Source organism: Bacillus cereus, assembly GCF_007678085.1.
In the GTDB taxonomy this organism is placed as follows: Bacteria; Bacillota; Bacilli; order Bacillales; family Bacillaceae_G; genus Bacillus_A; species Bacillus_A cereus_BE.
Genome location: NZ_VEDW01000005.1, coordinates 441,339 through 467,623 on the forward strand (window position 1 = coordinate 441,339; position 26,285 = coordinate 467,623).

Genomic DNA, 26,285 nt, shown 5'->3' on the forward strand with positions numbered 1-26,285 from the left:
AGTGAAAAAGCAAGTCATTTCATCAGCATTAGCCTTAACTGTTATCGCCGGGGGATTTGGAACATTTGGAGCAACGACAACGAAAGCAGAAGAACAAAAAATTCAATATCATCAAGAATTTAAAACACCTGCATACATAGGTGAAGAATGGAAAGCGCCAGAAGGACTAGATAAAAAAGAAACGGTCTTTCAATATTTAGAGAGTAAGAAAGATATGTTCAAATTAGCAGGAAATATTGATAAACACTTCAATGTTGTTGGAGAGGAAAAAGATGCTGAATCTGGTACAACACACGTGAAGTTAGTTGAAAAACATAACAACATTCCTGTGTATGGTTCAGATCAAACTGTTACACTAGATAAAGAGAATAATGTAAAAGCATTCTTCGGACAAGTAATTCCGAATTTAGAGGATAAAAATATTCCTGCGTTTGCAAATATTAGCGCAGAGCAAGCAGAAAAGATTGCAAAGAAAGATATTGAGAAAGAAATTGGAGCAGTAAAGAATTATGATGGTGTGAAAAAAGATTTATATGTATATGAAAAAGATGGGAATTACTATCTTGCATACTTAGTGAAAGCATCGATTTCAAAGCCAGCTCCAGGATATTGGCATTATTTTGTTGATGCGACTAATGGAAATGTAATTGAGAAATATAACGCTGTAGATCACATTACAGGATTTGGTTACGGTGTATTAGGCGATAGACAATCATTTGAAATTGCTCAAGATGAGAAAACAGGAGCGTTCAACTTATTTGATGGTAAACGAGGACAAGGTGTTCATACATTTGATGCAGAAAATATGGATGAAAACTTGTTTAATTTATTCTCACAATGGCTTGGATATACAGGAGAAGAAGTTGAGAGTAAATCTAAGTTCTTCGAAGATAAAGCTGCAGTTGATGCGCATGTAAATGCAGGAAAAGTATACGATTACTACAAAAAGACGTTTAATCGTAACTCTTTCGATGATAAAGGTGCGAAGCTTATTTCTACTGTTCACGTCGGAGAAAGCTGGAATAACGCAGCTTGGAACGGTGTACAAATGATGTATGGTGATGGAGACGGTACGACGTTTATTCCATTATCTGCTGGATTAGATGTTATCGGTCACGAATTGACGCATGCTGTAACTGAACATACAGCAAATCTTGTTTATAAAAATGAGTCAGGTGCGTTAAATGAATCGTTGTCTGATATTATGGGTGTCATGGTTGAGAAGAAGAGCTGGGATTTAGGTGCTGACATTTATACACCTGGAAAACCTGGTGATGCACTTCGTTCTCTGAAAGATCCAGCATCTATTCCAAATCCATTAAAACCAGGTGAAGGTTACCCAGACCACTACAATAAACGCTACACTGGAACAGCTGATAATGGCGGCGTTCATATTAACAGTAGTATTAACAATAAAGCTGCATATTTAGTATCTGATGGCGGAGAGCATTACGGCGTGAAAGTAACTGGAGTAGGTCGTGAAGCGACAGAAAAAATTTACTACCGTGCTCTTACGAAATATTTAACTGCAAACTCTGACTTTAAGATGATGCGTCAAGCTGCTCTTCAGTCAGCTGAAGATTTATATGGTAAAAACTCTAAAGCTGTACAAGCTGTAGCGAAAGCTTATGATGCAGTAGGCGTAAAATAATAAGAGAAAAAGACCTGACTAGGATGTCAGGTCTTTCTTTATCCCGCTTTAATGGGCAGTAAGACCCCCACCTCAAAATTCAGCGAAAGCAAAGAATTTAGATGGGGATCGGGCTGCCCATTAAAGCCCGATTGGTGAGGGCTAATAATCAGTGGGGATGGAGAAAACCCCCACTGATTAAAGTTTCACTTTATTTAGTCGCGAATACCTAATGCAATTTTCGCCATACGTGACATGCGTTCTTTAGACCAGGGCGGATTCCAAACGACATTTACTTCTATTTCATTGACTTCAGGTACGTTCGTTGATAATACTTTTTTTACGTCTGATACAATTTGCCCAGCCATTGGACAACCGATAGAAGTCATCGTCATTGTAATGACAGCATTATTATTTTCGTCTGCTGTAACGTCATAAACTAATCCAAGATTGATAATATCAACACCTAGTTCAGGGTCAATAACAGCTTCTAAGTTTGCATATAACTTTTCTTCAAATGCTTGTTGTGACATGTGTAGCACCCCCTACATATTAATGATATCGATTCTCATTATAACGGATATATGTATAATGTGCAGGAAATGAGCTCAAAAAAATATCCCTCTTGGAAGAGGAATATTTTTGGAATGTCTATTCAGTTTTAAAGTGAGATACGAGTTGATCTAATTCTTCAACTGTTTGTTTCATTTGTCTAGCAGTTTGTGTCATCTCATTCATCGTGATGACTTTTTTCTCAGCAGATTGTGCTGTTGCCGCTGTTTCACTAGATACTTCAGTCGAAATAGAAGCGATGTTATTCAGTGAAGCGTTCATTTCTTCAGCGCTTGCAGCCATTTCTTCAGCAGTTGCTGAGATGTCTTGCATTTGAGTAGATACTTTATTTACTTGTTCCACAATTGTTGTGAAAGAATTGCCAGCTTCACGAATGACATGAATGCCTTCAAATGCCTCAGAACGGCCTTGTGACATCATAGAGCTCGCAGTTTCAGTGTCTTGTTGAATTTGATGTAGTAATTGGTTAATATCTGTTGCCGCTGTTTTAGATTGTTCCGCAAGTTTTCGAACTTCGTCAGCTACGACAGCAAAGCCTTTTCCTTGTTCGCCCGCACGAGCTGCTTCGATAGATGCATTTAAAGCAAGTAAGTTTGTTTGCTCTGCGATATTAGAAATAGATTGTACAGCTGTATCAATATATTTCGTGTGTGTGATTAGACGTTCGACCACTTCTGATGTAGCATTTACAGCTTCATGTATCGTTGTCATTTGTGAAACAGATTTTTGAATAACAGTACTTCCATCGTTAGCCTGTTCAGATGTAGCTACAGCCAGTTCAGTTACAGAGGAAGCAGATTCAGCAATACGCTGAACGCTTACTGTCATATCGTCCATTGCAGTTGAGCTTTCTTCCATACTAGAGGCTTGCGATTGGATATTTGCATTTAAGCTAGACATTGAGCCTTGAACAAGTATTGTTGCCTCGCGTGATATACTTGTCTTTTCTAGCATATTTTCAGAAGCGTTTTGTACTTCTATAGATGTTTTTTGAACACGATTGATAATATGTTGTAGGTTTTCTAACATTGTATTAAATGATGTTGCGATTGCACCAATTTCATCATTACTATTTACTTGTAGGCGGGCTGTTAAGTCACCTTCTTGAGATGATAATTCTTTTAGCTTACTATCAATTTGCTGAATTGGTTTTACAAGTTTACCAGAGAACCACCATGCAAGAATGATAGCTACGATAATACAAATAACAAGTGATAAGAAGACAACATATTCAATTTGTAGTGAAGATTGATCAATTTTTTCGATAGATTTATCACGTAACTTAGCTTGTTCATTACTGTAATTTGTGAAGTCCCCAATTACTTTATACACAGTACCATTTTCAGCATAAGCTACTTGTAAAGCCTCTTCCCACTTTTGTTCTTTTGCAAGAGTGAAAACTTTTTCTTCAATAAATTTTCTCCAGGTGGACCCTGATTCCATTGTATTTTTCACAGATTGAGAAAGGTTAGGATTTGAAAGAAGCTCATCTTTCTTATCTTCAAGAAGTTTACTCATTTCATTAAACTTGTCTAATTCAACTTGATCACGTTGTAATAAATAACCTCTTAAAGCAGAGAGCTGTACTTGATAAGCGTCCCCACGCTCTTTTAATTGTGTTGCCAGAGGAGAAATTTCTTTTTGTAATGCTTCAGCTTTACGAGATTGGTCGATAGCAAAAAATAAAATAAGAGCTAAGGCGATGCCAAATAAAGCGCAAATCGTTCCCATCATGAACATTAGTTTTTTTCGAATGCTAATAAAATTCATATGATAAAAGCCTCCTTGTGAAATCTTAGTATTAGAATTAATAAATGTAAAAAATTGAAAGAAAGCTTTACTCCGTCGGGAATAAAGCTTTCTTCTTTCCTTTAGGAATTATAGCAGACGGAATGAGAGATAGAAAGAGATATTTTAAGGTGAAAAAAGAGAGACTGTAAATCTCTCTTTTTAATGATTTGAAGCTCATAGAAGTATACATGAAAGTTTCGCTTTAAACGTTTGTTTTGAAATGAGAAACGAGAACTTCAAGTTCTTGCACGGTCGTTTTCATTTCAGACGCTTTTTTAGCGACGACACTCATTTTGTTTACTTGATCACCAGCTGAAGCTGCTGTTTGTGATGTTTCGGCGGCAACTTCATTTGAAATAGAAGCAATGTTATTTAAAGCCGTATTCATTTCTTCAGAACTTGCAGCCATTTCTTCAGCAGTTGCAGACATTTCTTGTATTTGTGTAGAGACTTTGTTAATGTAGTTAACAATTTCTGAGAATGAAGATCCAGCAGTACGAATGACTGTAATTCCTTCCGAAGCTTCTGACTGACCTTGCGCCATCATTTCATTCGCTATTTTTGTATCAGCTTGAATTTGATGAAGTAAATGGTTAATCTCAGTTGCTGCTAACTGAGATTGTTCAGCAAGTTTTCGCACTTCATCGGCAACAACAGCGAATCCTTTCCCATGTTCGCCAGCACGGGCTGCTTCAATTGATGCATTTAAAGCGAGTAAATTCGTTTGTTCCGCGATATTAGAAATAGATTGAAGTGCAGTATCAATATGATTTGTATGTGTAATGAGTCGCTCTACTACTTGAGATGTAGCATTAACAGCTTCGTTAATGGTATGCATTTGTGTAATAGATTTCTCAATAACTTTATTTCCACTATCTGCTTTTTCTGAAGTTGTAACAGCTAGGCTAGCAACAGAAGAGGCGGATTCTGCAATACGCTGAACACTCGTTGCCATATCATCCATTGCAGTTGAACTTTCTTCTATGCTGGAAACTTGTGAACGAATATTATGCTCAAGAGCATTCATAGTTTCCTCGGTTTTTGCTGTGTTTTCCATAGAAGCAGTTGTTTCGATAAATACATTTTCAGACGCTTCTTTTACACTTGTTGATGTTTGTTGAACTTGTTTTATGATACGTTGTAAGTTAGCAAGCATTTGATTAAAGGAATTGGCGATATCACCAATTTCATCTTTACTCGTTACGTGCAATCTAGCAGTTAAATCACCATCTTGAGAAGCTAATTCTTTTAATTTCTCATCAATTTGTCTTATCGGTTTAACGAGTTTACCTGAGAACCACCATGCTAATAAAATAGACGTTACTGTACATGTAATGAGTGAGAAGAAAATAATATATTGAATAAGAGATGAAGAAGACTCTACGTCAGCAATTAATGCGTCACGTTTATCATTTTCTTCATTTGCATATTTCGTAAATCTACCTAAAAGGTCGTTTACATAATCAGTTTGAGCTAAAGCGATTTTGGATGCTTCGTCCCATTTTCCTTCACGAGCGAGAGGGAGGACTTGATTATCTATGACGCTTCGCCATTTTCCTCCCATTAAAATCGCTTCTTTCATTCCTTCTGGAAGTTTTTTATCACTTGTTACTTTTTCTCTAGTATCAGCAAGTTTTTTTCCTTCTCGGTTGAATTTATCCAATCCTTTTTGATCATGTGACAGTAAATATTCTTGTAAACCAGCAACTTGTGCTTGGAACCAATCACCACGTTCTTTTAAAATTGTTGCTCGTTTAGATACATCATTTTTTAACGTTTCAATTTCGCTTGCTTGGTTCATAGCGAATGAAAGAATAACAATAAGAGCAATACTAAATAGAGAAGAAATGCTTAAGAGTGTGAACAGTAGTTTTTTGCGAATACTAACATATTTCATCGTTATCCCTGCCTTTAAAAACTATTTATTATGATTTATAAATATTAAGAACGACATTAATAAAAACACCATTATGAAGTTATTAATCTGTTCAATGAAAATTATAGCAGATAATGGAAGATGGCAGATTAATAGGAGTAAATGTTCTTAAAATGTATACATTTGTATATCAAAAAATTCATAAATAAAAATTAGAAATGCTATTGTAATTTGAAATAACATCATGTATACTTCTAATTAGTTGATAACGATTATCACTATCAACTGTAACATTACTCTTCGTTATGTTGGTCATACCCCTTTTTGACGACGTAAGTCAGAGACGAAATGTTGAAATATCTTGTGTCCTATTCTACAGAATTATGGTAATCTCCAACCTCAACTTATATGCGTGAGCATGCAAAAAGGATCCTATCCGTGAAGGGATCCTTTTTTGCATGCTGTCGCAATTAATGTATATAGACCTGGTATATGTTCTTCAATTCCTTCCGGTGCAGTAGGAGGGAAGACCCACCTTTGATGAGACCCGTGTTCTTCAATTAGTTTTTCAACTTTAAAATGTTCTTGTGCAAGTGTTGTAATAATTTCTCCTAGCGTCCAGCGACGGATGGTTGTTTTAGGCAATGATTCTTTCTGCGCTTCTGTAAGAAGGATGCTATAAGCAACATCATCTTCAATCAATTCTTCATCGAAATAATTTCCGTTAGCCCGAAATGATGGGTGGTCTACTCCTAATAATTTCGTGTACACAGGATGATAGTCACGAAGAATAAGCGTTCCATCTCCTTTAAGCATGGTAGCAATTTTTTGAAAGAGCGGTTTTAAATCTAGAAAGTAATGGAGTACACCAAGCTCCAGCAATACGATATCAAATGATTCGGAGAGCTGCACATTTAATACATCAGAAACGACATACTGGATAGAGACACCTGCTGCTTCCGCAAGTTCATTGGCATATTTTGCATTGCTTGCTGAAATATCAACAACTGTTACGTCAGCTCCTAAAAGAGCGAGAGCAACGGCTTTATTTCCTTTTGACCCGAGTAAATTAATAATATGTTTTCCTTTTGGAGATTGTATGTAAGGTAAATAGTGATTTACCTCGCGCACGGGATCTTTCATAAGCTTTTTCGCATAATCGGCCGGTGCCCCGTGGCGATTCGTCCAAGCTTCATAAGCAGCTGCATTCCAGCTTTTTTCATTACGTGTGCTTAGTTGTTTTTGATTCAATGGTATCACTCCTTTTGTGAACGTATAGTTATTCTGCGGGAGAAGGGGATTTCCTTTTCTTTTTGAATTAAAGTTTGATTTTTCTGCAATTAGGTCGTAAAATACGTGTTATATATAAAAGCGTTGAAAAGGAAAAGTAGAATGAAATCATTCTGTCCAGAGAGCTTCGGTAGCTGAGAAGAAGCAAGAATATTCATTTGAACAATGGCCTTTGAGCTTCGTCCTGAACTTATCAAATGATAATAGTAGGCGGCGACGAGAGTTGGTACTCGTTATCAAAATCACAGTATAAGAGCATATAGCTCCGTACTTGTTAAGGCTAGTTATGTGAGTAATTGGCGAAATAAGGTGGTACCGCGACTGTTTATACAGCCCCGCCCTTATCTTTTTTAAGATAAGGGCGGGGCTTTTTTATATTTAAAAGGATAATATTCCGTTTCATTCCATCATTTGGCCAGCGGTATTGCTTGGAATAGGAGAGGGAGCAATTCCTCGTCATATCGTTTCGAATGAATATTTAACAGTTGAAAAAAGAAAATTATCTACAAGTAAAAACTGGGCAGTGTGGGTGCCAGATATATTAGAACGCTACAATCCAGATTCTATTCGTTACTTTTTAACAGTCAACGCACCAGAAAATCGTGATACTGATTTTTCATGGCGTGAATTCATTTACAGTCATAATAGTGAATTATTAGGTGCATACGGAAACTTTGTGAACCGGACATTAAAGTTTGTTGAAAAATATTATGGTGGTACTGTACCGAAAGGAAGTATTGATGTAGCACTGAAAGATAAAGTAGAAGGATTATATAAAGGTGTAGGAGAAGCGATTGAGCAAACTACATTTAAGGTGGCGCTAGAAACAATATTTGATGCAGTACGTTTTGCAAATAAATACTTTGATGAGAGGCAGCCTTGGAAACAAAGAGAAGATGACCCAGTTTCATGCGAAGAGACGATTTATAACTGTGTGTATCTTATCGCTAATTTTGCAAATCTCCTTGAACCGTTTTTACCATTTTCAAGTGAGAGAGTTAGAAACACATTATCGATTGTGAACCGAAATTGGGAGCCTCAACATACGTTGCCGAATAGAATTGATAGTGTGCAGCCGCTATTTGAACGAATTGATGTAAAACAAATTGAGCATGAGATAGAAAAGCTGTATGGAGCAGTAAAGTGAGATAGAGAAAAAGACCTTTCAAATAAATGAAAGGTCTTTTGTTATGCACTATGCACGCTACTATGTTTCTTTGCTTTCCTAGATGCAAGGAGCTGAGGAGTAAAAATTCCAAGGAGTATAAAGATGATCCCAATCCACTGCATGAAGGTTACGACTTCATGTACAAGTGTAATAGAAGCGATAATGGCTGTTGGTAATTCAGCTGCTCCTAGTATTGTACTAAGTCCTGTTCCTACTTTCGGTACGCCAATTGAAAAACAAATGACAGGTACGACAACGCCGAACAATCCGAGGAAGAAAGCGTATTTCCAAAGACCTGCTTGCAGGGCACCGTCCGTTAAAAAGGTTGGCGGGAAGAATAGGCATACGATAAGAGTAGCGCTTGTTGTCATAAGAAAGCTTTTCGTATAAGGCGCTACGTCTGTAGCAACACGCCCACTTGCAAACACATAGAATGAAAAAGAGACAGCGGCTAACAGACCAAAGATAATACCTTTTGTGGAAAAGCTTTGTCCGAGACCTTCGAAGACACCGCCTGCAAACAATGTACCAGTAAATAAAATAATGATGGATATAATTTTCTCACGGCTTGGAAATGTTCGATTTGCAATTGCTTCAATGACTACACCAATCCATGTGAATTGGAAAAGTAGGACAACAGCGATAGATGCTGGTAGTTCTTCTACAGAGATAGCGTAGAAGATACCAGTCATACTCATTGTTGTGCCAACTGTTAGTAAGGAAAAGAATTGCTTTTTTGTTACTTTATGACGTGAAGCGAAAAGAACGAGCAGAAGAAGCCCGATCCATCCGAAGACATATTGTCCCCCTAATAGTTGATGTGCTGAAAATCCATCAATGAATCCGAGTTTGAAAATAGTTGAAAGTACACCGTAGCTACAAGCTCCGAATAAAACGAGTAATGAATATTTAAATTTCTCCATGAAAATCCTCCTTTTACATAATAAAAAACGCCCGCTATCCAAATAAGGATAACGGGCGAACGAAACAGAGTAAGATACTCTACAAAATTCCGCCACTCATACGAAGTATGAATTTGGGGTATGAAATTGTAGTAGGTTGTTACATTGCTTTTGGGAATACAATAGAACATTTTACACCTTGAGGTGTGTTTTGTATCCCATAAGGAAACTGATGTTTATCTAATATTTGTTTTACAATATATAGCCCAAGGCCACTACCTTGCACTAATCCGTGTTTGCCAGGGTTTGCGCGATAGAATGGCTCAAATAAATGGGCAAGTTTATCCTCATCGATTTGTGAACCTGTATTTAATACTTCTAATGCGTAACCATTTGGCTTTTCATAAAGCTTTATATAGACATGCTGATGGTCAATCGTATAATGAATTGCATTTGAAATAATGTTAAAAATAGCAGTTTGAATAAATTTAGGATCAGCTAAAATTTTTACATCTTGTTTAATGTTAGATTGAACATTTAATTGCTTTACAGATACAAAGTAATCTACTTTTTTCATAACATCCTCAATAATAGTAGTTAATGAAATAACTTCTAAATTCGGTTTAAATTGAGGGTTTTGTATTTTGGATAATTCTGACATCTTTTCCGTTAATATGTTAATATCTTGCATCATCTCATAGGAGCGTTTTAAATATTTATCTCTATCTTTATAAGCGCCAATTCCGTGAATCATGCCATCGAGTTGTCCCATAACTGCCGCGATTGGTGTTTTTAATTCATGGGATACCATAGACATAAATTCTTTACGAGATTGTTCTAATTGTTGTTCCTTTTTGAGCTCATTTTTTAAATCTTGATTGCTCGCATGTAAATTCTTCACAATATTTGGGACCTGTGAAGCAGCTACTTGTAAATTAAAATCGGTTTGGTCTGTATTTTGGTTCAATGTTTTTTTATCTGAGAAATCAAGATTCATAATATCTTTTAAAGCATCGCTCATATATTGAAAAGGTTTGGCAATTAATTTTGTATAAATTAAAGATCCGAGTAAAGATAATGCAAGCATTGTCGCGCCAATATGTGGAGCTAATTGCTGCAGTGCATCTGCTAATTTTGGATGATCTTGTGTATCATTTGTGTTACTGGCTGCATTTTGTTTATGTAAGGCATCATTAGTAGCGACTTGCTTTTCCGTTTCTATAGGTGGAGCAGAAGTGCTATTTTTTTCTGCAATATTTTGGTTATGCTCTTTTGCTTTTGCAGTTTGGCTAGGCTGCAAAAGGTGATTTATGGCTGTAGAGAGTGCTTTATAATCTATAATAGAAGGTTGGAAATTAGAAATCATACTCTCTGAAACAGCCTTACTTTGATTCGTTTTACTTTGGTCGTTTTGTTTGTCTGAATCCGCTTGTTCTGTAGACAGCGCTCCATTTTCTTTTGCAAAACGTTCTTTATCGTAGTTTGAAGCTAGAAAATAAATAATTTGATAAAGACAAAGTGATAAAAGAATACAAAATAATAAGGTTTTGATGAAAATATTTTTGGTGATGTTGTCTGTGCTACGATTCGATTTTGTAGCCAATGCCTTTCACCGTTTTAATATAAGGAATCCCTAATTTTTTCCTTAAGTTTTTAATGTGTGTATCTATAACTCTTACATCACCATAATGTTCATAGCCCCATACCTTATTCAGCAAATCACTTCTTGATAATACTTTTCCGCGATTTTGCAGTAAAGTATAAATAATTTCAAATTCCTTTGTTGTTAATTCAATTTGATTACCATGAACATAAGCGGCATATGCTGTAGAATTTAACATCAATTCATGGAATTGTAGTATAGTTGCAGTTTCTGCTTCCTTCGTTGCTGCCCTTCTTAATACAGCTTCTACACGTTTAATAAATACGGTGTAATGGAACGGTTTTGTAATATAGTCATCAATACCTAATTCAAATCCTTTAATTTCACTTTCTTCATTATGTAAGCCTGTTAACATAATAATCGGTACATCAGATTGTCCTCGCATAATTTTACAAATACTATAGCCATCTATATCTGGTAACATCACATCAAGGAGGACAAGATCGTATGAATTTTTTTGGAAAAGAAGTATACCTTCTGTTCCAGCGCCAACGACATCAACGGTAAAGCTTTGTGCCATTAGAAATTCACGAATCAGTTCTTGTATATCTGGGTTGTCTTCAATCACCAGTATATGCGTCATAGTAACACCTCCTAAATAACGCTTTTTACTGCAATATTCGAATTCATCATTTTTGAATGGCTCAGATTGTTTATACATATAATAAGCCCCCGCTATAAAATAATCATGAAAGTAGCAAGGGGAGTTGTTTAGCGAAACTGAATATTTCAGAATTACAGTAGTTCTATTATAGTATGTAATGTAAAATTTATAAAATATTATAACTGTATAATTTTAATATCCATGTTTATCAATGTTTTAATGTCATTTGACACAATCTATTCTCATTATATATGTAAATACAGTTGTTTTGCTACTGTAAATGAAGAAATAAAATAAGCCAAGACATAAAATTCTTGGCTACACGTAAATCGAGTTGTTAGGTTATTTTACAGTGACAGTAGCCTGCTGGGGAATACGCTCAAATAACCAGTGTATATCATTGTTATACATACGAATACAACCTAGTGTTGTCCATTTGCCGATTGCCTGATTATTGTTCGTACCATGAATCGCATAAGTTGTTCCATAAGTTCCTGCCATGTTTAGTCCGAGCCAACGGTCACCAAGTGGATTACGTGGATCGCCCCCTTTAATTTTGCCTGTATAATAAGGACGATTTTTAATTTTATTAACGATTTGAAAAGTACCTTTAGGTGTAGGTGTACCTGCTTTTCCAGTAGCGACAGTAAAACTCTTTATAAATTGTCCGTTTTGATAATAATCCATTTTATTTAACTGCGTGTTTACAATCAGTTGATCGTTCGTTGTAGCTGCCTCAGCATTTGTGAATGGAATAGTTAAAAATCCTAATGATAATAGTGCGCTTAATAATAGTTTTTTCATTATACTCTCCTTTTGCTATTGTAATAGTCTTACATACAATGAATTTGCAATCCTCGTAATACTTTATTTACATTTTCATCTAATGTTTCAAAGAAGGTAGTAATCTTTGGATTTTGTTTGTTGTTTTTATCAATAAGTAATCTTTCATTTAGTAAAAGTTCACCATGTAGTCCAAAACTTTGAACTTGAATATTTAGTTCATCTTCAGTTTCAGAAATAATTGGTAAGAAGTAGTGGAAAGCTTTCGTTGGAATGATGTAACTTTTACCAATCATGCTTTCTTGATTTGAATTAATCCATTTTTTCGTAACAATCTTAATGTTCTTTTTTGAAACGATAAAAGACAGCGTTGTAGATTTTGTTAAACTTACGTCAAATTCACTTGTTTCACATATTTGTAAATTAAAAACGGTTTCATTTTGATGAGATTCAACATTTGTATTAATAAAATCGTGCATTTTATAAGCTTCCATTTCTTATTCACCCTTTTTTCAATTTCGAAAAGCGACTTATATTTATTCAAATTAATGTTTAGTCATATATTGGTTAAATTTTTCAACAAATTCCGATATAATCTTACAATACGTATATGAAGCTAATATGAAGTTCGTATGAGTTTGTAGTGGTTTTTTATTGAGAACAAAATAGGTTGATTTCTAGGTGTTAAAAACTGGATAAAAAATGTATATTAATTCCTTTGCTTCGTACGATATATAGTTGTTAGCTCATTTTAAAATGTTAATAGATAGCAGCAAATAATGAACGGAAAACTTTAGTGTGAGTCTTACAAAAATGTAATAAAAATGTAAGCTATTGTGATAGTTATTTCGACAATTTTTTTATACAATAATAGTAAGAATTTGTACGTGATTGAAAGGAGAGATGACATGGAATGGATTCATGAATTATTTCAGCAGTACGGGTACTATGTTGTACTTGTTGGTTTGCTGTTAGAATATATTGCACTTCCGTTTCCGGGAGAGCCAACGTTAGCATATGCAGGATTTTTAGCACAGAAAGGCGATTTAAGTTTACCGATTTTAATTATCCTATCCTTTATTGGGACAAGTGTAGGAATGACAATTCAATACTTTTTAGGCAATAAATTGGGTATGCCCTTTATTCAAAAGTATGGAAAATACGTATTTTTAACACAAAGAAAAATCGACTTAACAAGAATGTGGTTTGATAAGTATGGATACTTCCTGATTTTTATCGGTTTCTTTATTCCTGGTGTACGTCATTTTACAGGATATTTTGCAGGAATTATTAACTTACCATTCCGCCGCTTTGCGATTACAATTTACTCAGGTGCTCTATTTTGGGTATCATTCTTCCTAATCGGGGGTTACTGGTTAGGTGGCAACTTACAGGATATTTTTGGAGTACTAGAAGGTCACATCGGTAAAATCATTTTTGGAGTAATTGTGATTGTAGCAATTACGTTAGGAGTTCGTTTCCGCAAACAGTTAAAACGAGTATTTTTACAAAACGCAAGTTAATATGAAATCCATTCTATGTCAAAATTTAGAAAGGCAGTGCAGACGCACTGCCTTTTTTATTTTATATAGGTTATTTCCATCATAATAATTGTCAATTATTATAGTCGTAATGACAATTATAATTGACAACAATAAGGATATTATTTACAATTTTATTTAAATAAATGAAAAAGAGGGAAGACATGAAGCTTCAAAATCGAGTGAGGGAATTGCGAGCAAAGCATCGTTTATCACAAGGGGATTTAGGGAAAGCGATTGGATCATCACGGCAAACAATTAGTTTAATTGAACGGGGAGATTATGCACCATCTATTGTATTGTCGCTAAAAATCGCACAAATTTTCAACGTACCGGTGGAGGAAATATTTGCGTTAGTGGAGGGGGAAGAGGAAGATGAAGAGTAATCGAAAAAAACAATTTGATGTTGTGGGGAAAATAGTATTAAGTATGATGGGTGGCTTTTTAACATCTTATATAGCTTTAAATTTACTCTCGGACGAACCGAGAAAATTATCATCTAATACATTTATAGGTGTATGTACTATTTTTGGAATCTTAATGATGTACTACACTTGGAAGAATACACGTATGTTAGCGGAGGCACGCGATGAAGAAGAGAGCGTGCAAGGCAGAAAGTTAGGCATTATAAGTATATATTTACGTGTAGGTGATATCGTTACGCAAGCATGGTTTGTATATGCAGTTATTACATGTAGACGTGCACTGTTGCAGGGTACAAATGTGTCATTTGCAGTGTGGAATTTAGTAGCTTCTATTGTCTGTTTGACTATTGTCGTGGTTATCGGGCTCATAACAAAAAATCGTTATAACAAGCTATATCCTGAACAAGGTGTAACATATATGGAATCTATGAAAATGTGGACGAAAAATGCAGATGAAGGATTAAAACACATTGTGCATGAGGCTGGATATAAAGCATATGAATTTACGAATACAATATTGGCATATGTATGGTGGGCTGCCGTTATTTATACAGCGGCTAGTGATATCGATTTTGTATTAATTGGCTTAATCTCATTTATTTGGATATTGCATCTCGGAAAATTCATGTACGAAATGCAGAGAAAAATGATTTATTAAGGGGAGAAAAAGGTGGATATTTTAAGAAGGCCAGCTGGTTCACTGACGGCGGCGTTAGTTTTGTCCATTTTATACGGAGTGATCCGAATTGAGAAATTAGAAGTAATGTTAGATATATGGGCATTATTTGGAATCTTTTTATTAGTGTTAGCTATTCATGAGCTGGGGCATGTAGTATTTGGTTTAATAGGTGGTTTGAATTTTAAATTTATGACAGTAGGGCCGATTACTTTTCAAAAAGAGAAGGGGAAAGTACGCATTCGAGAAAATAAATTGTGGATGTACTTTGGAGGCGTCGTAATGTTAGTGCCACCCTCTATAGAGACACCGAACCTTTCAAAAAAATGGGCATGGATGACTTTAGGTGGACCAATGACAAGTCTATTATTTGGTATTACTTTTGGTTACATATATATGGTGAGTTATTATCAATACCTTTTATACTTTGCTGTGTTACACTTTACAATTTTTGCAGCTACAATCGTACCGATAAAAGGAACGTTTTTGAGTGATGGTATGCAATTTCTCATTTTAATTAAAGATGATAAAAAGGCGAAGCAGCATTTATATAATATTCAAGTATCGAGTGAGTTATTTAGTTATAAGAGGCCGAAAGATTGGGACGAGAGATTAGTAAAACTGAGCGAAGACAAACTAAAAGAGAATAAAAGTATAAGAGAGATCATGAGCGGACTTATGCTCGTCTTTTATGCTCGAGCGGATCAAAAGGGAATGGAAAGAGCGATACCGTATATAGAACCAATTGTTCAACAACCTGTAACGAAAGAAAATAAATTTTTCGTTAGTAGTTTTCATAGTTGGTATCTTTTATATAAAGCTCTTTATGAGATGGATCGTCTTTCTCTGCAAGAAGCGAAGGTGCATGGGAAGGCCATTACAAAAATAGACTTACATGGGTATTATCGCACACAAGGAATTGTGAAATATGTAGAGAATGATCTAGAAGCTTCCCGTATGTATATGAAGAAAGCCGATAAAGAATTGAAGAGTGCTGAAAAGAATGAACTGGGATATTTACAATTAGAGAGAGAATGGTTTGAGCAGTTGAAAGAGAGGGTATCTTACGATGGGTAAGGTATCCTCTCTTTTCTATGTCGTCTTATGGCGTTCCATAAAAAGTCTGAGGCGAGTAAAATAAGGTAAGAAGAGCAAAGCTTGGAGGAATTCTAGATGGAAATTTTAACGATTATTTTAATAGTCTTGCTCATTTATGCTGTTTTTAAGGTAGCATATGTAGCATTAAAGATACTTGCGATCCTATTAGTGATCTTTTTAATCGTAGAGTTCGGCAGTAAATTGCTTGGGGGATAAGGTATGTTGTACGCTTTGAGTGTCGAAGGATGTCGGTAAGTCGATATCCTATGTCGAATCGTCGATATAAGTGGAGAAATCGCCGATATATTTGAAAAATCGTTGATATATTTTAGTGAATACTAAGTGGGGTATGTGGAAAAGAAGTTGCCGTGAGGGTAGCTTCTTTTTATTGTAGTGCCAGGGTATGCAAAACAACATAAAAAAGCTGGAAGAATATCTTCCAGCTTACGAGTTACTTTCAATTTGGCGACCGTTTTCTTCTTCATTGTCTTGTAATAGGTTGAATACGTCTGCTAGGCAAAATGCAATGAACCAAGTCCATAGACCGTGGAAGAAAGCTGAGCTTAATTGAAGTGGTAATGTATAGTTAGTCATTGAGTAGGAAATACATCCGCCAACGATTCCAATCATTGTTAATAACATTGTTTTTTGTGCATTTTCTTCTGGATTGAAGAGGAAGAAAATGTATCCACCTAAAATTGAAGCGCTTACAAGTGTTTCGATTCCATTAAAAATGATATTCTCTCCAAGCTGAGTGTTTGTCCAGAAGCAGATTGTTCCGCCGATAATAGCAAACAGGACAGCTATTGTATATCGTATATATTGATTCATATGTTCATCTCCTTATGTAATAAGATGATTTGGAAGTCAAAAAGGTAGGTATAGTATATTGAAGTGAGTTTTAGTTGTACGTATCTTTTTATAAAAAAGATCATTGAAGAGTGATCGGTTGTTTAAACCGTTACGTGTATGGTGTCTGAAATATACCCGACTGCTCGTTTCTTTTTGCTTGTAAAATAAGAGAAACTTCCAAGTCTATATACTCTTTTTTTGTGAGTCTGTTTTCATTATAACACATTTAGGGTCACAATAATAGAATTATCTGATTTTGTAATAAGTGTAAAAAATAAAAATCGCAAGGAAATACCATTAACGGTGCAGTTTAGTGGAAGAAGGATTTTCATTTACTATGATGAAATATGTAATCAAGGCGGCATATAAGAAGGGGACTTAAATACTATAAAAATGTTTTGCAGTATGAATGAAAGGGAGGAGAGCTAACTTGGAGATCACAACAGAAAGATTAATAATTAGACCTTTTAAGAGGACTGATTTACAGGATGTATTTGCTATTTATAATAATGATGATACTTGTAAGTTCCTATTACATAATAAGTGGACTCATGAAGACATGCAGAAGAGATTTAATAAGAAGCTAGCAAACAATGTACTTACTAAAGAAACAATATTAAGTTTGGCAGTTATATACAAGACTAAAGTAATTGGTGATTTATCTGTATGGTATACAAATATGAAAGAAACTGTTGAGATTGGTTATAGTTTTTCAAATGAAGTAGCTGGGAGAGGTTTGGCAACAGAAGCAGTAAGTAGTTTGGTATTTAAATTATTTAACGAATTTCATGTACATCGTATACAAGCTAATCTTGATGCACGTAATACAGCTTCACAAAAATTGTGTGAACGAATAGGCATGAGAAAGGAAGCCCATTTCATACAAGATTTTTGGAGTAAAAATGAATGGACAGATAGTATTGTATATGGAATGCTATCCTCCGATTTGTAGTAATAAACTTAGTAATTTTATTATGCTAAAGGGTGCGTTAGTTGAATAACAAAGGGCATAACATATTATATATGTTATGCCCTTTAATTTATTACCCTTTTTTATATGCGTTTGAAACGGCCGACAATTTCAACTGTTTCAGTAATGTTCATGAATGCTTTGTTATCCACTTGACGGATAATACGTTTCATTTCGCCTAACTCATATCGAGTCACGACAGTGTAAATCATTTTTTTCTTATGGTTTGTATAGCCGCCGACAGCATCTACCATTGTCACCCCGCGTATGCCGTGATGTAATAGTGCGCTTTTTATTTCCTCGCCTTTTTCTGTAACGGTCATTATCGTTAATTTAATATGTTTCGTATGCACAGCATCGATAACTTTGCTGACTACAAACCGGCTAATTAACGTATAAAGCGTAATATCCCATCCGAAAATAAATCCTGCTGCAACAAGTAAGATCAAGTTGAATCCAAAGATGATTGCTCCAATCGAAATATCTCGATGTTTTGCTACAATCAATCCAACAACATCAAAACCACCTGTTGAAGAAGCAAATCGGAATATGATTCCGGAAGCTGCTCCGCAGATTACACCACCAAATACAGAAGAAAGTAAAATATCGTCTGAAACTTGGTGTACCGGGATAATGTTCATCGCTAACGATGATACAGCTACAAAGTACGCTGTTAAGAAGGTTGTCTTCTTGCCTAAGTAAAAGTGACTTAAAATAAGAAGAGGAATGTTTAGTAAAAAGATAAGTGCACCGATATTGTAGTGCATTAAATAACCGATAATCATCCCTACACCAGCGAATCCCCCGCTAATCATGTTATGCGGGATAAAGAACATATTCATAGAAATTGCATACAAAATAGAGGCTACGAAAATAACAACCAACTGTATGATAAATTCTAAGTGAAATGTTTTAGCTGCTGGGAAGGATAAAAAGGCGGTGTCGGGAACGTAATCGGCGTCTCCTAGTTGACCCATAGTATGTTTCATCTCCATATTCATTTTTGATTACAAGAAGAGAATAAAGGTTTTTTCAAAAACTGGCAATAGTTTTATTATAATGCAAAAATTTTATAAATTTCTAATAAATCAAGCCTATTCATTGATGTGTGTGAATATACTAAAGAAAGCGAATACAATGTTTCTTAATTATTGTTTTCTTGAGAAAATATGCAAAATACTTTTTTTGACGATAAAAGGAAATAGAGAATGTTTGCCGAATGTGCTAAAATGACCTTATTAAGGATGTGAAGCGATGGAATTTTTATTGCAGGATGCAATTCTATATATATCGTTTGTAACGACAGCGCTTTGTTTATTAGAAGTTTTCTTCCTTGCTAACATTTCTCGCTTTGTGCGTCAGCAAGCATCAAGCGGTAGACAAAGGGCTTTTGCGTTAGTTGATACGTGTGAAGATAGTGCGAGGAATGTACCGCTATTTTCAATTTTTTATAAATATGGAATGATTCGTTCTGTACGCAGACAAGAATCAAGTGAAGAGAATGATGAGGTCGGTCCGTATACACCAATGTTTCGCTAAATAATTACGAAACATTGGAGGAATGAACATGTTAAAATCATACCGAGCTGTGCTCGTTAGTTTATCATTATTACTTGTTTTTGTTGTATCTGGTTGCAGTAATGCAGCCCCAATTGATGCACATAGTACGGGAATTTGGGATCATTATTTTGTATATCCAATCTCGTTTATGATTCAATTTGTTGCTCATCATATACCGGGAGCTAGCTTCGGGATTGCTATCATTATTATAACGCTCGTTATTCGCTCAGCAATGATTCCATTAGCTGTTTCGCAATATCGTAGCCAAGCGAAAATGAAAAAAATGCAACCTGAATTACAGAAGCTAAAGAAAAAACACGGTGATGTAAGTAAAGATCTAGAAAAACAAAAGCAGTATCAAAAAGAAATGTCAGAACTAATGAAATCAGGCGGTTGGAATCCACTTGCTGGTTGCTGGCCACTATTAATACAAATGCCGATTTTCTCTGCTTTGTATTATGCGATTAGCCGAACAGAAGAGATTCGCACATCTTCGTTTTTATGGGTGAACTTAGGACATGCAGATCCTTATCATATATTACCGATTATTGCAGCGTTAACGACATTTATTCAGATGAAAGTTTTCCAATCTAATATTACACCTGGAGAGCAAGTACAGATGCTGAAAATGCAGCAAATTATGATGCCGGCAATGATTCTATTTATGGGATTTGCGGCGCCATCAGGACTTGTGTTGTACTGGATAACAGGTAATTTATTTACAATGACACAAACAATTGTATTAAGAAGAATAATGGAACGTGAAGAATTACAATTACAAAAAGCATAGAAAAAACACCGCTCGGGATGAGCGGTGTTTTTTTTGTTAAGTCGTTAAGGGAATTTTAAGGAACCAATATTACTATAGGCATTGTATACGAAAGTGTACATGCTTTAGAAATATGAAGGAGGAAATTTCCTATGAAGAAGAAAACAGTTGGGTATTTAGCGATTGCAGGTGCTTTATCATTCGGAATCATTGGAGGAGTCGGTATTCCGGCATTCGCGGCAACGAATACTCCAGCAGCTGAGCAAGCTACAAAAACGGCGAAAAAAGATTTAGATGACGCTACAAAACAAAAAGTAAAAACGATTATGGATGATACAAAGAAACAGTTAGAGGAGCTAGGTGTAAAACTTCCAGAGAAAGAAAAACGTAAAGACATGTTTGCTAACTTAGACGAAGCAACAAAAGAAAAAGCGAAATCAATTTTAGAGCAAGAGAAATCCGGTAAATTAACACGTGAACAAGCTAAAGAAGAATTAACGAAACTAGGCGTGAAGTTCCCGGAAAAGGGTAAGCGTGAAGACATGTTTGCTAATTTAGACGAAGCAACAAAAGAAAAAGCGAAATCAATTTTAGAGCAAGAGAAATCCGGTAAATTAACACGTGAACAAGCTAAAGAAGAATTAACGAAACTAGGCGTGAAGTTCCCGGAAAAGGGTAAGCGTGAAGACATGTTTGCTAATTTAGACGAAGCAACAAAAGAAAAAGCGAAGTCGATTTTAGAGCAAGAGAAATCTGGTAAATTAACTCATGAACAAGTAAAAGAAGAATTAACAAAACTAGGTGTAAAACTTCCAGAGAAACATGAAGACATCTTTGCGGGATTAGATGAGGCAACAAAAACAAAAGCAAAAGCGATTTTAGAGAATGAAAAGAAACAATTAGAGGCATTGAATGTTGATCTTCCGCATCACAAATTTTTTATGAAAAAAGATGAGAAATAATTGAGTGAAGTCGTATCTTTCGTGTGGGCAACCGGAAGGTACGTGTGAGGACCGATTTCTGTCAGCAGAAATCGGTCCCTTTTAATGATTCAATAAAATTCTTTTCATTGTTAGTATGTATCCAAAGACGCAGTAGAAGATTGCAAAACCGATAAACACTTCCGTGTATTGATATTTACCTAATACGTAGAAGGAAACAGCTGGTATAATAGCTACCGCTAAAATGCTATAACCAGGATACTTGTGCCTGTACATGATAGCGAATAGAACAGAGAGAAACGTAGCGATGATACAAAAAACAGCAATCATTATTCGTGCACCTCCTATATGGATTATACCATTTTTAGGGAATTAGAGAAGTGGCGTAACTTCTGTTATAATATAAGAAGAGAAATATTTCTTATGTTATATAAAAAAATATATTGATTTTTTCTAACAATTCAATATAATGAACAATAACTACAAAATTCGACATCAAGAAGTGATGATGAGGACATGATCAATTTTTTACGATTCTCAGAGAGGGAAGCCTTTGGCTGTGAGCTTCCTAATACGGAAAAATGGATTACCACCTCTGAACTGCAGCAGTGAACGGATACCTAGTAATTGCTTGCCGGCAAAAACCGTTATTTAGACTTGAGAAATTGGTGAAGTGTGTCACTTTGCGAATTGAAACAAGGGTGGAACCACGAATACAACACTCGTCCCTTTTTTAGGGAGGAGTGTTTTTTTATTTCATTTTTGCATCACACTAGAATTGGAAGGAGGATACGCAGCATGCATCATGATGAGAAGAACAAAATTGGTTTAACGGTAGCACTTTCTATCGTAGTAGGGACGATTATTGGATCTGGTGTGTTTATGAAACCAGGGAGCGTATTAGATTACTCGGGGAGTTCTAATATGGCGATTCTTGCTTGGGTAATTGGTGGTCTGTTGACGCTAGCAAGTGGTTTAACAGTAGCTGAAATTGGAGCGCAAATCCCGAAAAATGGTGGGTTGTATACGTATTTAGAGGAGATTTACGGAAGTTTTTGGGGATATTTATCAGGCTGGATGCAAACGATTGTTTATGGACCAGCTATTATTGGAACATTAGGCTTGTACTTTAGTTCTTTAGTGATTAATTTTTTCTATTTAGATAAAGTATGGAATTTACCAATCGCAATTGGAACAGTGGTGTTCCTTGGCGTTGTAAATAGTATGGGAACAAAATATGGAGGTATCGTCCAAACGGTTACGACAATTGGGAAAATGATTCCGATCGTATTAATTGTTGTGTTAGGTTTTTGGAAAGGGAATAGCGATATCTTTAACGTAGTTGTGCCGATATCGGAAAATCAAAGTATCGGGATGGCAATTTTAGCAACGTTATTTGCGTATGACGGCTGGATTCTACTTGCTTCGATTGGCGGAGAAATGAAGAATCCAACAAAGTTATTACCGAAAGCCATGACAGTTGGGATTTTAATTGTAACGGCTGCTTATGTACTAATTAACTTAGCGTTATTAAATGTATTACCAGCAACGCAAATTGTAGAGCTTGGAGAAAATGCGACAGCAACAGCTGCGGGCATGTTACTTGGAGAATATGGCGGAAAAATTATTAGTATCGGTATTATCGTTTCTATTTTCGGTTGTTTAAATGGAAAGATTTTAACGTTCCCACGTATCCCGATGTCGATGGCAGAACGTGGACAACTTCCATTTGCTAAGTTTATTGCAAAGGAAAGTCCAAGATTTAAAACACCAGCAAATGCGATTACTGTTGAAATCATTTTAGGAATTATTTTAATGATTATTAGTGATCCGAATAAGCTATCTGAGATTTCCGTATTCATTATTTATATTTTCTATGTAATGACGTTTATTGGTGTCTTCATTTTAAGAAAACGTAATAAGAATAAAGAGCGTGCATACAGTGTACCGTTATTCCCAATCGTACCAATCGTCGCGATTTTAGGTTCGTTCTTTGTAATCGGTAGTGCGATTATTAACGATCCGGTAAGTTGTTTCTTATCAATTGGAATTGTATTTACGGGACTTCCGGTGTATTGGTATTTAAATAAGAAGAATAAAACTGAAGTGTCATGATTGAAGGGTAGGCGTATAATACGCCTACCTTTTTTACTGTAAAAAAATTGTACTTGTGTTCAATTTCTTTTTTGGTTACTATAGTCGTAGTAACCAAAAAAGAAAGCGTGGGGAAAGACTTGAATTTTCGTGTGTATATTTTAGCTATCGCGGCTTTCGTAGTCGGAACGGTTGAGCTAATTATAGGAGGAACGCTTGATTTAGTTGCCAATGATTTAGGCGTATCTATTAGTGCAGCTGGTCAGCTTATAACAATATTTTCAGTAGTATTTGCTTTATCAGGTCCGGTTTTATTAGCGTTAACAGGGAAGTTTGAAAGAAAGAAATTGTATATTGGGGCATTATCAATTTTCTTAATCGGAAATATTATTTCGGCATTTAGTGTGAATTACGAGATGTTAATGTTCTCAAGGGTTGTTTGTGCAGCGAGTGGTTCGCTTATTATTGCACTGTCAGTAACACTTGCTTCTAGCGTTGTAGAACCGCATTTTCGTGCGCGTGCAATTGGAATCATTTTCATGGGGATTAGTGGGTCACTTGTACTTGGAGTACCGCTCGGCCTTGTACTCGGAAATGCATATGGATGGCGTGCACCGTATGTACTTATTTCAATCTTAACGGTTATGGCAATCGCTTGTATTTCATTATTCTTAACGAAAGTACCACCGACATCAGTGTTATCAATAAGAGAACAAATTGCTACGTTAAAAGATAAGAAAATCGTAAGTGCACAGTTAACATCATTCTTATTTTTAACGGGGCATTTAACACTATATGCATATTTAACACCATTTTTAAAAGATGTGATGCACGTAGAAGCGAACTGGATTAGTGTATTTTACTTCATTTTCGGAATTGCAGCGGTACTTGGAGGCGGCCTTGGGGGCTTGCTTGCTGATAAATGGGGATCGAAGAAAAGTATTATTTCCATCATTATCGTATTTGCATGTGCAATCTTTATGTTGCCAATGATGACATTCTCATTCCCACTCTTCATTCTTATGATGGGACTTTGGAGTATGCTGAGTTGGGCTATTTCGCCAGCACAACAAAATTATTTAATTGAAATTGCACCAGAATCAGCTGGTATTCAGCAAAGTTTAAATAATTCTGCGCTTCACTTAGGAATTGCGCTCGGTTCAACAGTAGGCGGAGTTGTTATTGAGAAATCATCTGTTATATATAACGCTTGGGTAGGAGGCGGCTTTATTATATTAGCGCTGCTTTGTGCGATTTTCTCGATTACGAGAGGGCGTTCTACTCAGTTTGCAAAAGAAGAATCTATCGTTTGATAGGTTCTTTTTCATTTGTAAAATTTTGCAGGTTTTAGTAGGTGTATGGAGAAAGTTGTATGTAGCGAGGTGATGGGAAAATGATGTTTAATTTCTCTATATTCGGTATAATACTTGCACTATTGCCGATAGTTGTAGTTGTTTTTGTATTAGGGTGGATTCGTTGCATCTATCAAAATTCAGAGAAACAAGTAGAGCAAAATGAGAAAATTATTGAGCTGTTGATGGAGATAAAAGAAAAAGATAAGTAACATGTATTCGTTTGAAATTTGTTTCTGGTAAGTAAAAAAGGCACTAATAAAGTGCCTTTTTATTATTTTTAAAAATTTTAAATATGTAACATTCATTTGTCAATAGCGGCAGGAGAACAAACAATTTTAATGTTGCTTATTACTTTGAAACTTTCTCAACAATTCGACAAGATACTACAAAAAAACCACCTATTCTCTTTTTTTCACTATAAGTACAATGAAACAGTAAGATTGCTTCATGTAGAAATTTATATATGGTGGTGGAGAGAATGAAACGAAAGATGGTAGGGAAATGGTTTAGTTTTTTAAGTGCTCTTATTATTTTATTAGGAATTGCAATGCCGCAAGTAAAGGCAGAAGTAATGAACAGAGAAACATATAAAATGGATTGGAGTTATAGTAATTCGAAACATCGTGAAATAAAGACAGAAATAATTAAAACGGCTTCGGGGAGTATTGCGTATTGTTTAACGCCTGATTTGCGTTCTCCAAATGGAGAGGATTTGCCTGAAATGGGGAAAACATCTGATGCCGTATATCATGTTTTATTAAATGGATATCCTCAAAAAAGCCCATCTGAATTAGGGGTAGCGACAGTAGAAGAAGCGCATTATGCTACACAATTAGCGGTATGGATTGCAGCAAATGAATTAAAGGTAGAAGATTTAGTTGCAAAAAATGAACGAGTACATAATCTTATGAAGCGTTTAGTAGAGGCTTCAAAAAAAGAAACAGGATCACAAGATGTATTTTTTAAAGTTAATCCTGTAGATCCACAAAATGCTACACAAAAAGGTGATTATTTAGAAACAGGATTTTATGCAGTGCAAACAAATGCGGTTTCTGGTTCTTATACAATTCTTCCTGAAAACGCTCCTAAAGGGCTTCGAATTGTAAATGAAAATGGAGAAGAGAAAAGTGCATTATCAATTAATGAAAAATTCAAAATTTTAATCCCGAAAGATACGAGTAGTGGTAATTTTAAAATGAAAGTGAAGTCTACTTTAACAAATTTACAAGCAATAGCTTTTAAAGGATCGGAAAAAGTTCAAAATACAACAGTATTGTTACAAAGAAATAGTGAGAAAATCAGTACAGATTTAGTTGTAAATTGGGAATCAGTAGGCTCTTTAAAGATTATGAAATTAGGAGAAAAAAAGGAATTATTAAAAGGGGCTGTGTTTGAAGTTTCTAATGAAAACTTTAAACAAAATGTTACTACTACTGATAAAGGGATTGCGGAGCTAGGGAATCTTTCAATCGGTATATATAGTGTCAAAGAAATTCAAGCGCCAGCTGGATATGTGTTAGACGGAAGTGTTAAAAAAATTGAAGTGAAAACTGGTGAAACTGCTCTATTGGAGTGGAAAAATGAAAATATAAAAGGTGAGTTAGAAATAACGAAAGTAGATATAGCGGATGGGAATACGAAACTACCAAATGCAGAGTTTACAATCTACAACGAACAAGGGAAAGAAGTAGTAAAAGGGAAAACGGATGAAAAAGGTGTAGCCA

General features: G+C 35.4%; 26 protein-coding genes, 1 pseudogene and 2 other annotated features. Of the genes and pseudogenes, 15 read left to right on the forward strand and 12 right to left on the reverse strand.

Annotated elements, in window-relative coordinates:
* Position 1 precedes the first annotated feature (1 nt).
* The gene (gene nprB / locus FS742_RS22600) at positions 2 to 1,651 is read left to right on the forward strand and encodes a neutral protease NprB (protein ID WP_144615208.1); all 1,650 of its coding nucleotides are present in this window, start codon (positions 2 to 4) and stop codon (positions 1,649 to 1,651) included.
* Between the two features lie 194 nt (positions 1,652 to 1,845).
* Here nprB and FS742_RS22605 read toward each other — a convergent pair whose 3' ends face one another.
* From FS742_RS22605 to FS742_RS22620, 4 genes are all read right to left on the reverse strand, one after another.
* Positions 1,846 to 2,163, reverse strand: coding sequence for a metal-sulfur cluster assembly factor (locus tag FS742_RS22605; protein ID WP_000082521.1), 318 nt, complete (start codon positions 2,161 to 2,163; stop codon positions 1,846 to 1,848).
* Between the two features lie 118 nt (positions 2,164 to 2,281).
* Positions 2,282 to 3,973: a methyl-accepting chemotaxis protein gene (locus FS742_RS22610; protein WP_144615210.1), complete on the reverse strand. Its 1,692-nt coding sequence runs from the start codon at positions 3,971 to 3,973 to the stop codon at positions 2,282 to 2,284.
* A gap of 223 nt (positions 3,974 to 4,196) precedes the next feature.
* Complete coding sequence (locus FS742_RS22615) at positions 4,197 to 5,891, reverse strand: methyl-accepting chemotaxis protein (protein WP_144615212.1); 1,695 nt, start codon at positions 5,889 to 5,891, stop codon at positions 4,197 to 4,199.
* A gap of 411 nt (positions 5,892 to 6,302) precedes the next feature.
* Complete coding sequence (locus FS742_RS22620; RefSeq protein ID WP_144615213.1) at positions 6,303 to 7,121, reverse strand: class I SAM-dependent methyltransferase; 819 nt, start codon at positions 7,119 to 7,121, stop codon at positions 6,303 to 6,305.
* A gap of 114 nt (positions 7,122 to 7,235) precedes the next feature.
* Positions 7,236 to 7,506 (forward strand) — a binding site (T-box leader).
* Between the two features lie 36 nt (positions 7,507 to 7,542).
* On the opposite strand from FS742_RS22620, the pseudogene FS742_RS22625 reads away from it, so the two are divergent.
* Positions 7,543 to 8,307: pseudogene (locus tag FS742_RS22625) on the forward strand (class I tRNA ligase family protein); the annotation flags it as partial.
* A gap of 41 nt (positions 8,308 to 8,348) precedes the next feature.
* On the opposite strand, the gene FS742_RS22630 reads toward FS742_RS22625, so the two are convergent.
* The 5 genes from FS742_RS22630 to FS742_RS22650 form a co-directional block, all read right to left on the reverse strand.
* The gene (locus FS742_RS22630; RefSeq protein WP_144615215.1) at positions 8,349 to 9,251 is read right to left on the reverse strand and encodes an EamA family transporter; all 903 of its coding nucleotides are present in this window, start codon (positions 9,249 to 9,251) and stop codon (positions 8,349 to 8,351) included.
* Between the two features lie 139 nt (positions 9,252 to 9,390).
* Positions 9,391 to 10,833, reverse strand: a complete 1,443-nt coding sequence (locus FS742_RS22635) for a sensor histidine kinase (RefSeq protein ID WP_144615217.1) — start codon at positions 10,831 to 10,833, stop codon at positions 9,391 to 9,393.
* A complete protein-coding gene (locus tag FS742_RS22640; protein ID WP_144615383.1) occupies positions 10,811 to 11,476 on the reverse strand; it encodes a response regulator transcription factor in 666 nt (221 codons plus the stop codon). The genes FS742_RS22635 and FS742_RS22640 overlap by 23 nt, the downstream gene beginning before the upstream one ends.
* Positions 11,477 to 11,839: 363 nt before the next feature.
* On the reverse strand, positions 11,840 to 12,301 hold the full coding sequence (locus tag FS742_RS22645; protein WP_061678994.1) for a L,D-transpeptidase: 462 nt from the start codon (positions 12,299 to 12,301) through the stop codon (positions 11,840 to 11,842).
* Between the two features lie 29 nt (positions 12,302 to 12,330).
* Entirely contained in the window at positions 12,331 to 12,774 is a 444-nt protein-coding gene (locus tag FS742_RS22650; protein ID WP_131931628.1) for a DUF3978 family protein, read from the reverse strand.
* 414 nt (positions 12,775 to 13,188) lie between these two features.
* On the opposite strand from FS742_RS22650, the gene FS742_RS22655 reads away from it, so the two are divergent.
* From FS742_RS22655 to FS742_RS22675, 5 genes are all read left to right on the forward strand, one after another.
* Positions 13,189 to 13,803, forward strand: coding sequence for a DedA family protein (locus FS742_RS22655; protein WP_144615219.1), 615 nt, complete (start codon positions 13,189 to 13,191; stop codon positions 13,801 to 13,803).
* Positions 13,804 to 13,985: 182 nt separating this feature from the next.
* Complete coding sequence (locus tag FS742_RS22660) at positions 13,986 to 14,207, forward strand: helix-turn-helix transcriptional regulator (protein ID WP_144615221.1); 222 nt, start codon at positions 13,986 to 13,988, stop codon at positions 14,205 to 14,207.
* Entirely contained in the window at positions 14,197 to 14,904 is a 708-nt protein-coding gene (locus tag FS742_RS22665) for a DUF3169 family protein (RefSeq protein WP_144615223.1), read from the forward strand. The genes FS742_RS22660 and FS742_RS22665 overlap by 11 nt, the downstream gene beginning before the upstream one ends.
* Positions 14,905 to 14,916: 12 nt before the next feature.
* A complete protein-coding gene (locus FS742_RS22670) occupies positions 14,917 to 15,999 on the forward strand; it encodes a M50 family metallopeptidase (protein WP_144615224.1) in 1,083 nt (360 codons plus the stop codon).
* Positions 16,000 to 16,095: 96 nt separating this feature from the next.
* Positions 16,096 to 16,236: a DUF3985 family protein gene (locus tag FS742_RS22675; RefSeq protein WP_000404783.1), complete on the forward strand. Its 141-nt coding sequence runs from the start codon at positions 16,096 to 16,098 to the stop codon at positions 16,234 to 16,236.
* A 228-nt stretch (positions 16,237 to 16,464) separates the two neighbouring features.
* Here the strand turns inward: FS742_RS22675 and FS742_RS22680 are convergent, their stop codons facing one another.
* Positions 16,465 to 16,851, reverse strand: coding sequence for a DUF3938 domain-containing protein (locus tag FS742_RS22680; RefSeq protein ID WP_001077770.1), 387 nt, complete (start codon positions 16,849 to 16,851; stop codon positions 16,465 to 16,467).
* Between the two features lie 451 nt (positions 16,852 to 17,302).
* Here FS742_RS22680 and FS742_RS22685 point away from each other — a divergent pair, with 451 nt between their 5' ends.
* Positions 17,303 to 17,824 (forward strand): GNAT family N-acetyltransferase, encoded by a 522-nt coding sequence (locus tag FS742_RS22685; protein ID WP_144615226.1) that lies wholly within the window; start codon positions 17,303 to 17,305, stop codon positions 17,822 to 17,824.
* A gap of 101 nt (positions 17,825 to 17,925) precedes the next feature.
* Here the strand turns inward: FS742_RS22685 and FS742_RS22690 are convergent, their stop codons facing one another.
* Positions 17,926 to 18,819: a YitT family protein gene (locus FS742_RS22690; RefSeq protein WP_000530035.1), complete on the reverse strand. Its 894-nt coding sequence runs from the start codon at positions 18,817 to 18,819 to the stop codon at positions 17,926 to 17,928.
* Between the two features lie 277 nt (positions 18,820 to 19,096).
* On the opposite strand from FS742_RS22690, the gene FS742_RS22695 reads away from it, so the two are divergent.
* The 3 genes from FS742_RS22695 to FS742_RS22705 all read left to right on the forward strand — a co-directional run bounded on the left by FS742_RS22695 (position 19,097) and on the right by FS742_RS22705 (position 21,133).
* Complete coding sequence (locus tag FS742_RS22695; RefSeq protein WP_144615228.1) at positions 19,097 to 19,381, forward strand: hypothetical protein; 285 nt, start codon at positions 19,097 to 19,099, stop codon at positions 19,379 to 19,381.
* Positions 19,382 to 19,409: 28 nt separating this feature from the next.
* Entirely contained in the window at positions 19,410 to 20,192 is a 783-nt protein-coding gene (yidC, locus tag FS742_RS22700; protein ID WP_144615230.1) for a membrane protein insertase YidC, read from the forward strand.
* Between the two features lie 131 nt (positions 20,193 to 20,323).
* Entirely contained in the window at positions 20,324 to 21,133 is an 810-nt protein-coding gene (locus FS742_RS22705; protein ID WP_144615232.1) for a hypothetical protein, read from the forward strand.
* Between the two features lie 81 nt (positions 21,134 to 21,214).
* Here FS742_RS22705 and FS742_RS22710 read toward each other — a convergent pair whose 3' ends face one another.
* The gene (locus tag FS742_RS22710; RefSeq protein WP_098759686.1) at positions 21,215 to 21,442 is read right to left on the reverse strand and encodes a hypothetical protein; all 228 of its coding nucleotides are present in this window, start codon (positions 21,440 to 21,442) and stop codon (positions 21,215 to 21,217) included.
* Positions 21,443 to 21,608: 166 nt separating this feature from the next.
* Positions 21,609 to 21,845 (forward strand) — a binding site (T-box leader).
* 65 nt (positions 21,846 to 21,910) lie between these two features.
* Between FS742_RS22710 and FS742_RS22715 the strand changes: the two genes are divergently transcribed.
* From FS742_RS22715 to FS742_RS22725, 4 genes are all read left to right on the forward strand, one after another.
* Entirely contained in the window at positions 21,911 to 23,227 is a 1,317-nt protein-coding gene (locus FS742_RS22715; RefSeq protein ID WP_144615234.1) for an APC family permease, read from the forward strand.
* A gap of 47 nt (positions 23,228 to 23,274) precedes the next feature.
* The gene (locus tag FS742_RS22720; RefSeq protein ID WP_144615236.1) at positions 23,275 to 24,519 is read left to right on the forward strand and encodes an MFS transporter; all 1,245 of its coding nucleotides are present in this window, start codon (positions 23,275 to 23,277) and stop codon (positions 24,517 to 24,519) included.
* A gap of 80 nt (positions 24,520 to 24,599) precedes the next feature.
* On the forward strand, positions 24,600 to 24,770 hold the full coding sequence (locus FS742_RS27700) for a hypothetical protein (protein ID WP_078418214.1): 171 nt from the start codon (positions 24,600 to 24,602) through the stop codon (positions 24,768 to 24,770).
* A gap of 269 nt (positions 24,771 to 25,039) precedes the next feature.
* Positions 25,040 to 26,285, forward strand: a 1,246-nt coding sequence (locus FS742_RS22725) for a SpaA isopeptide-forming pilin-related protein (RefSeq protein ID WP_260869682.1), incomplete at its 3' end; no start/stop codon positions are given.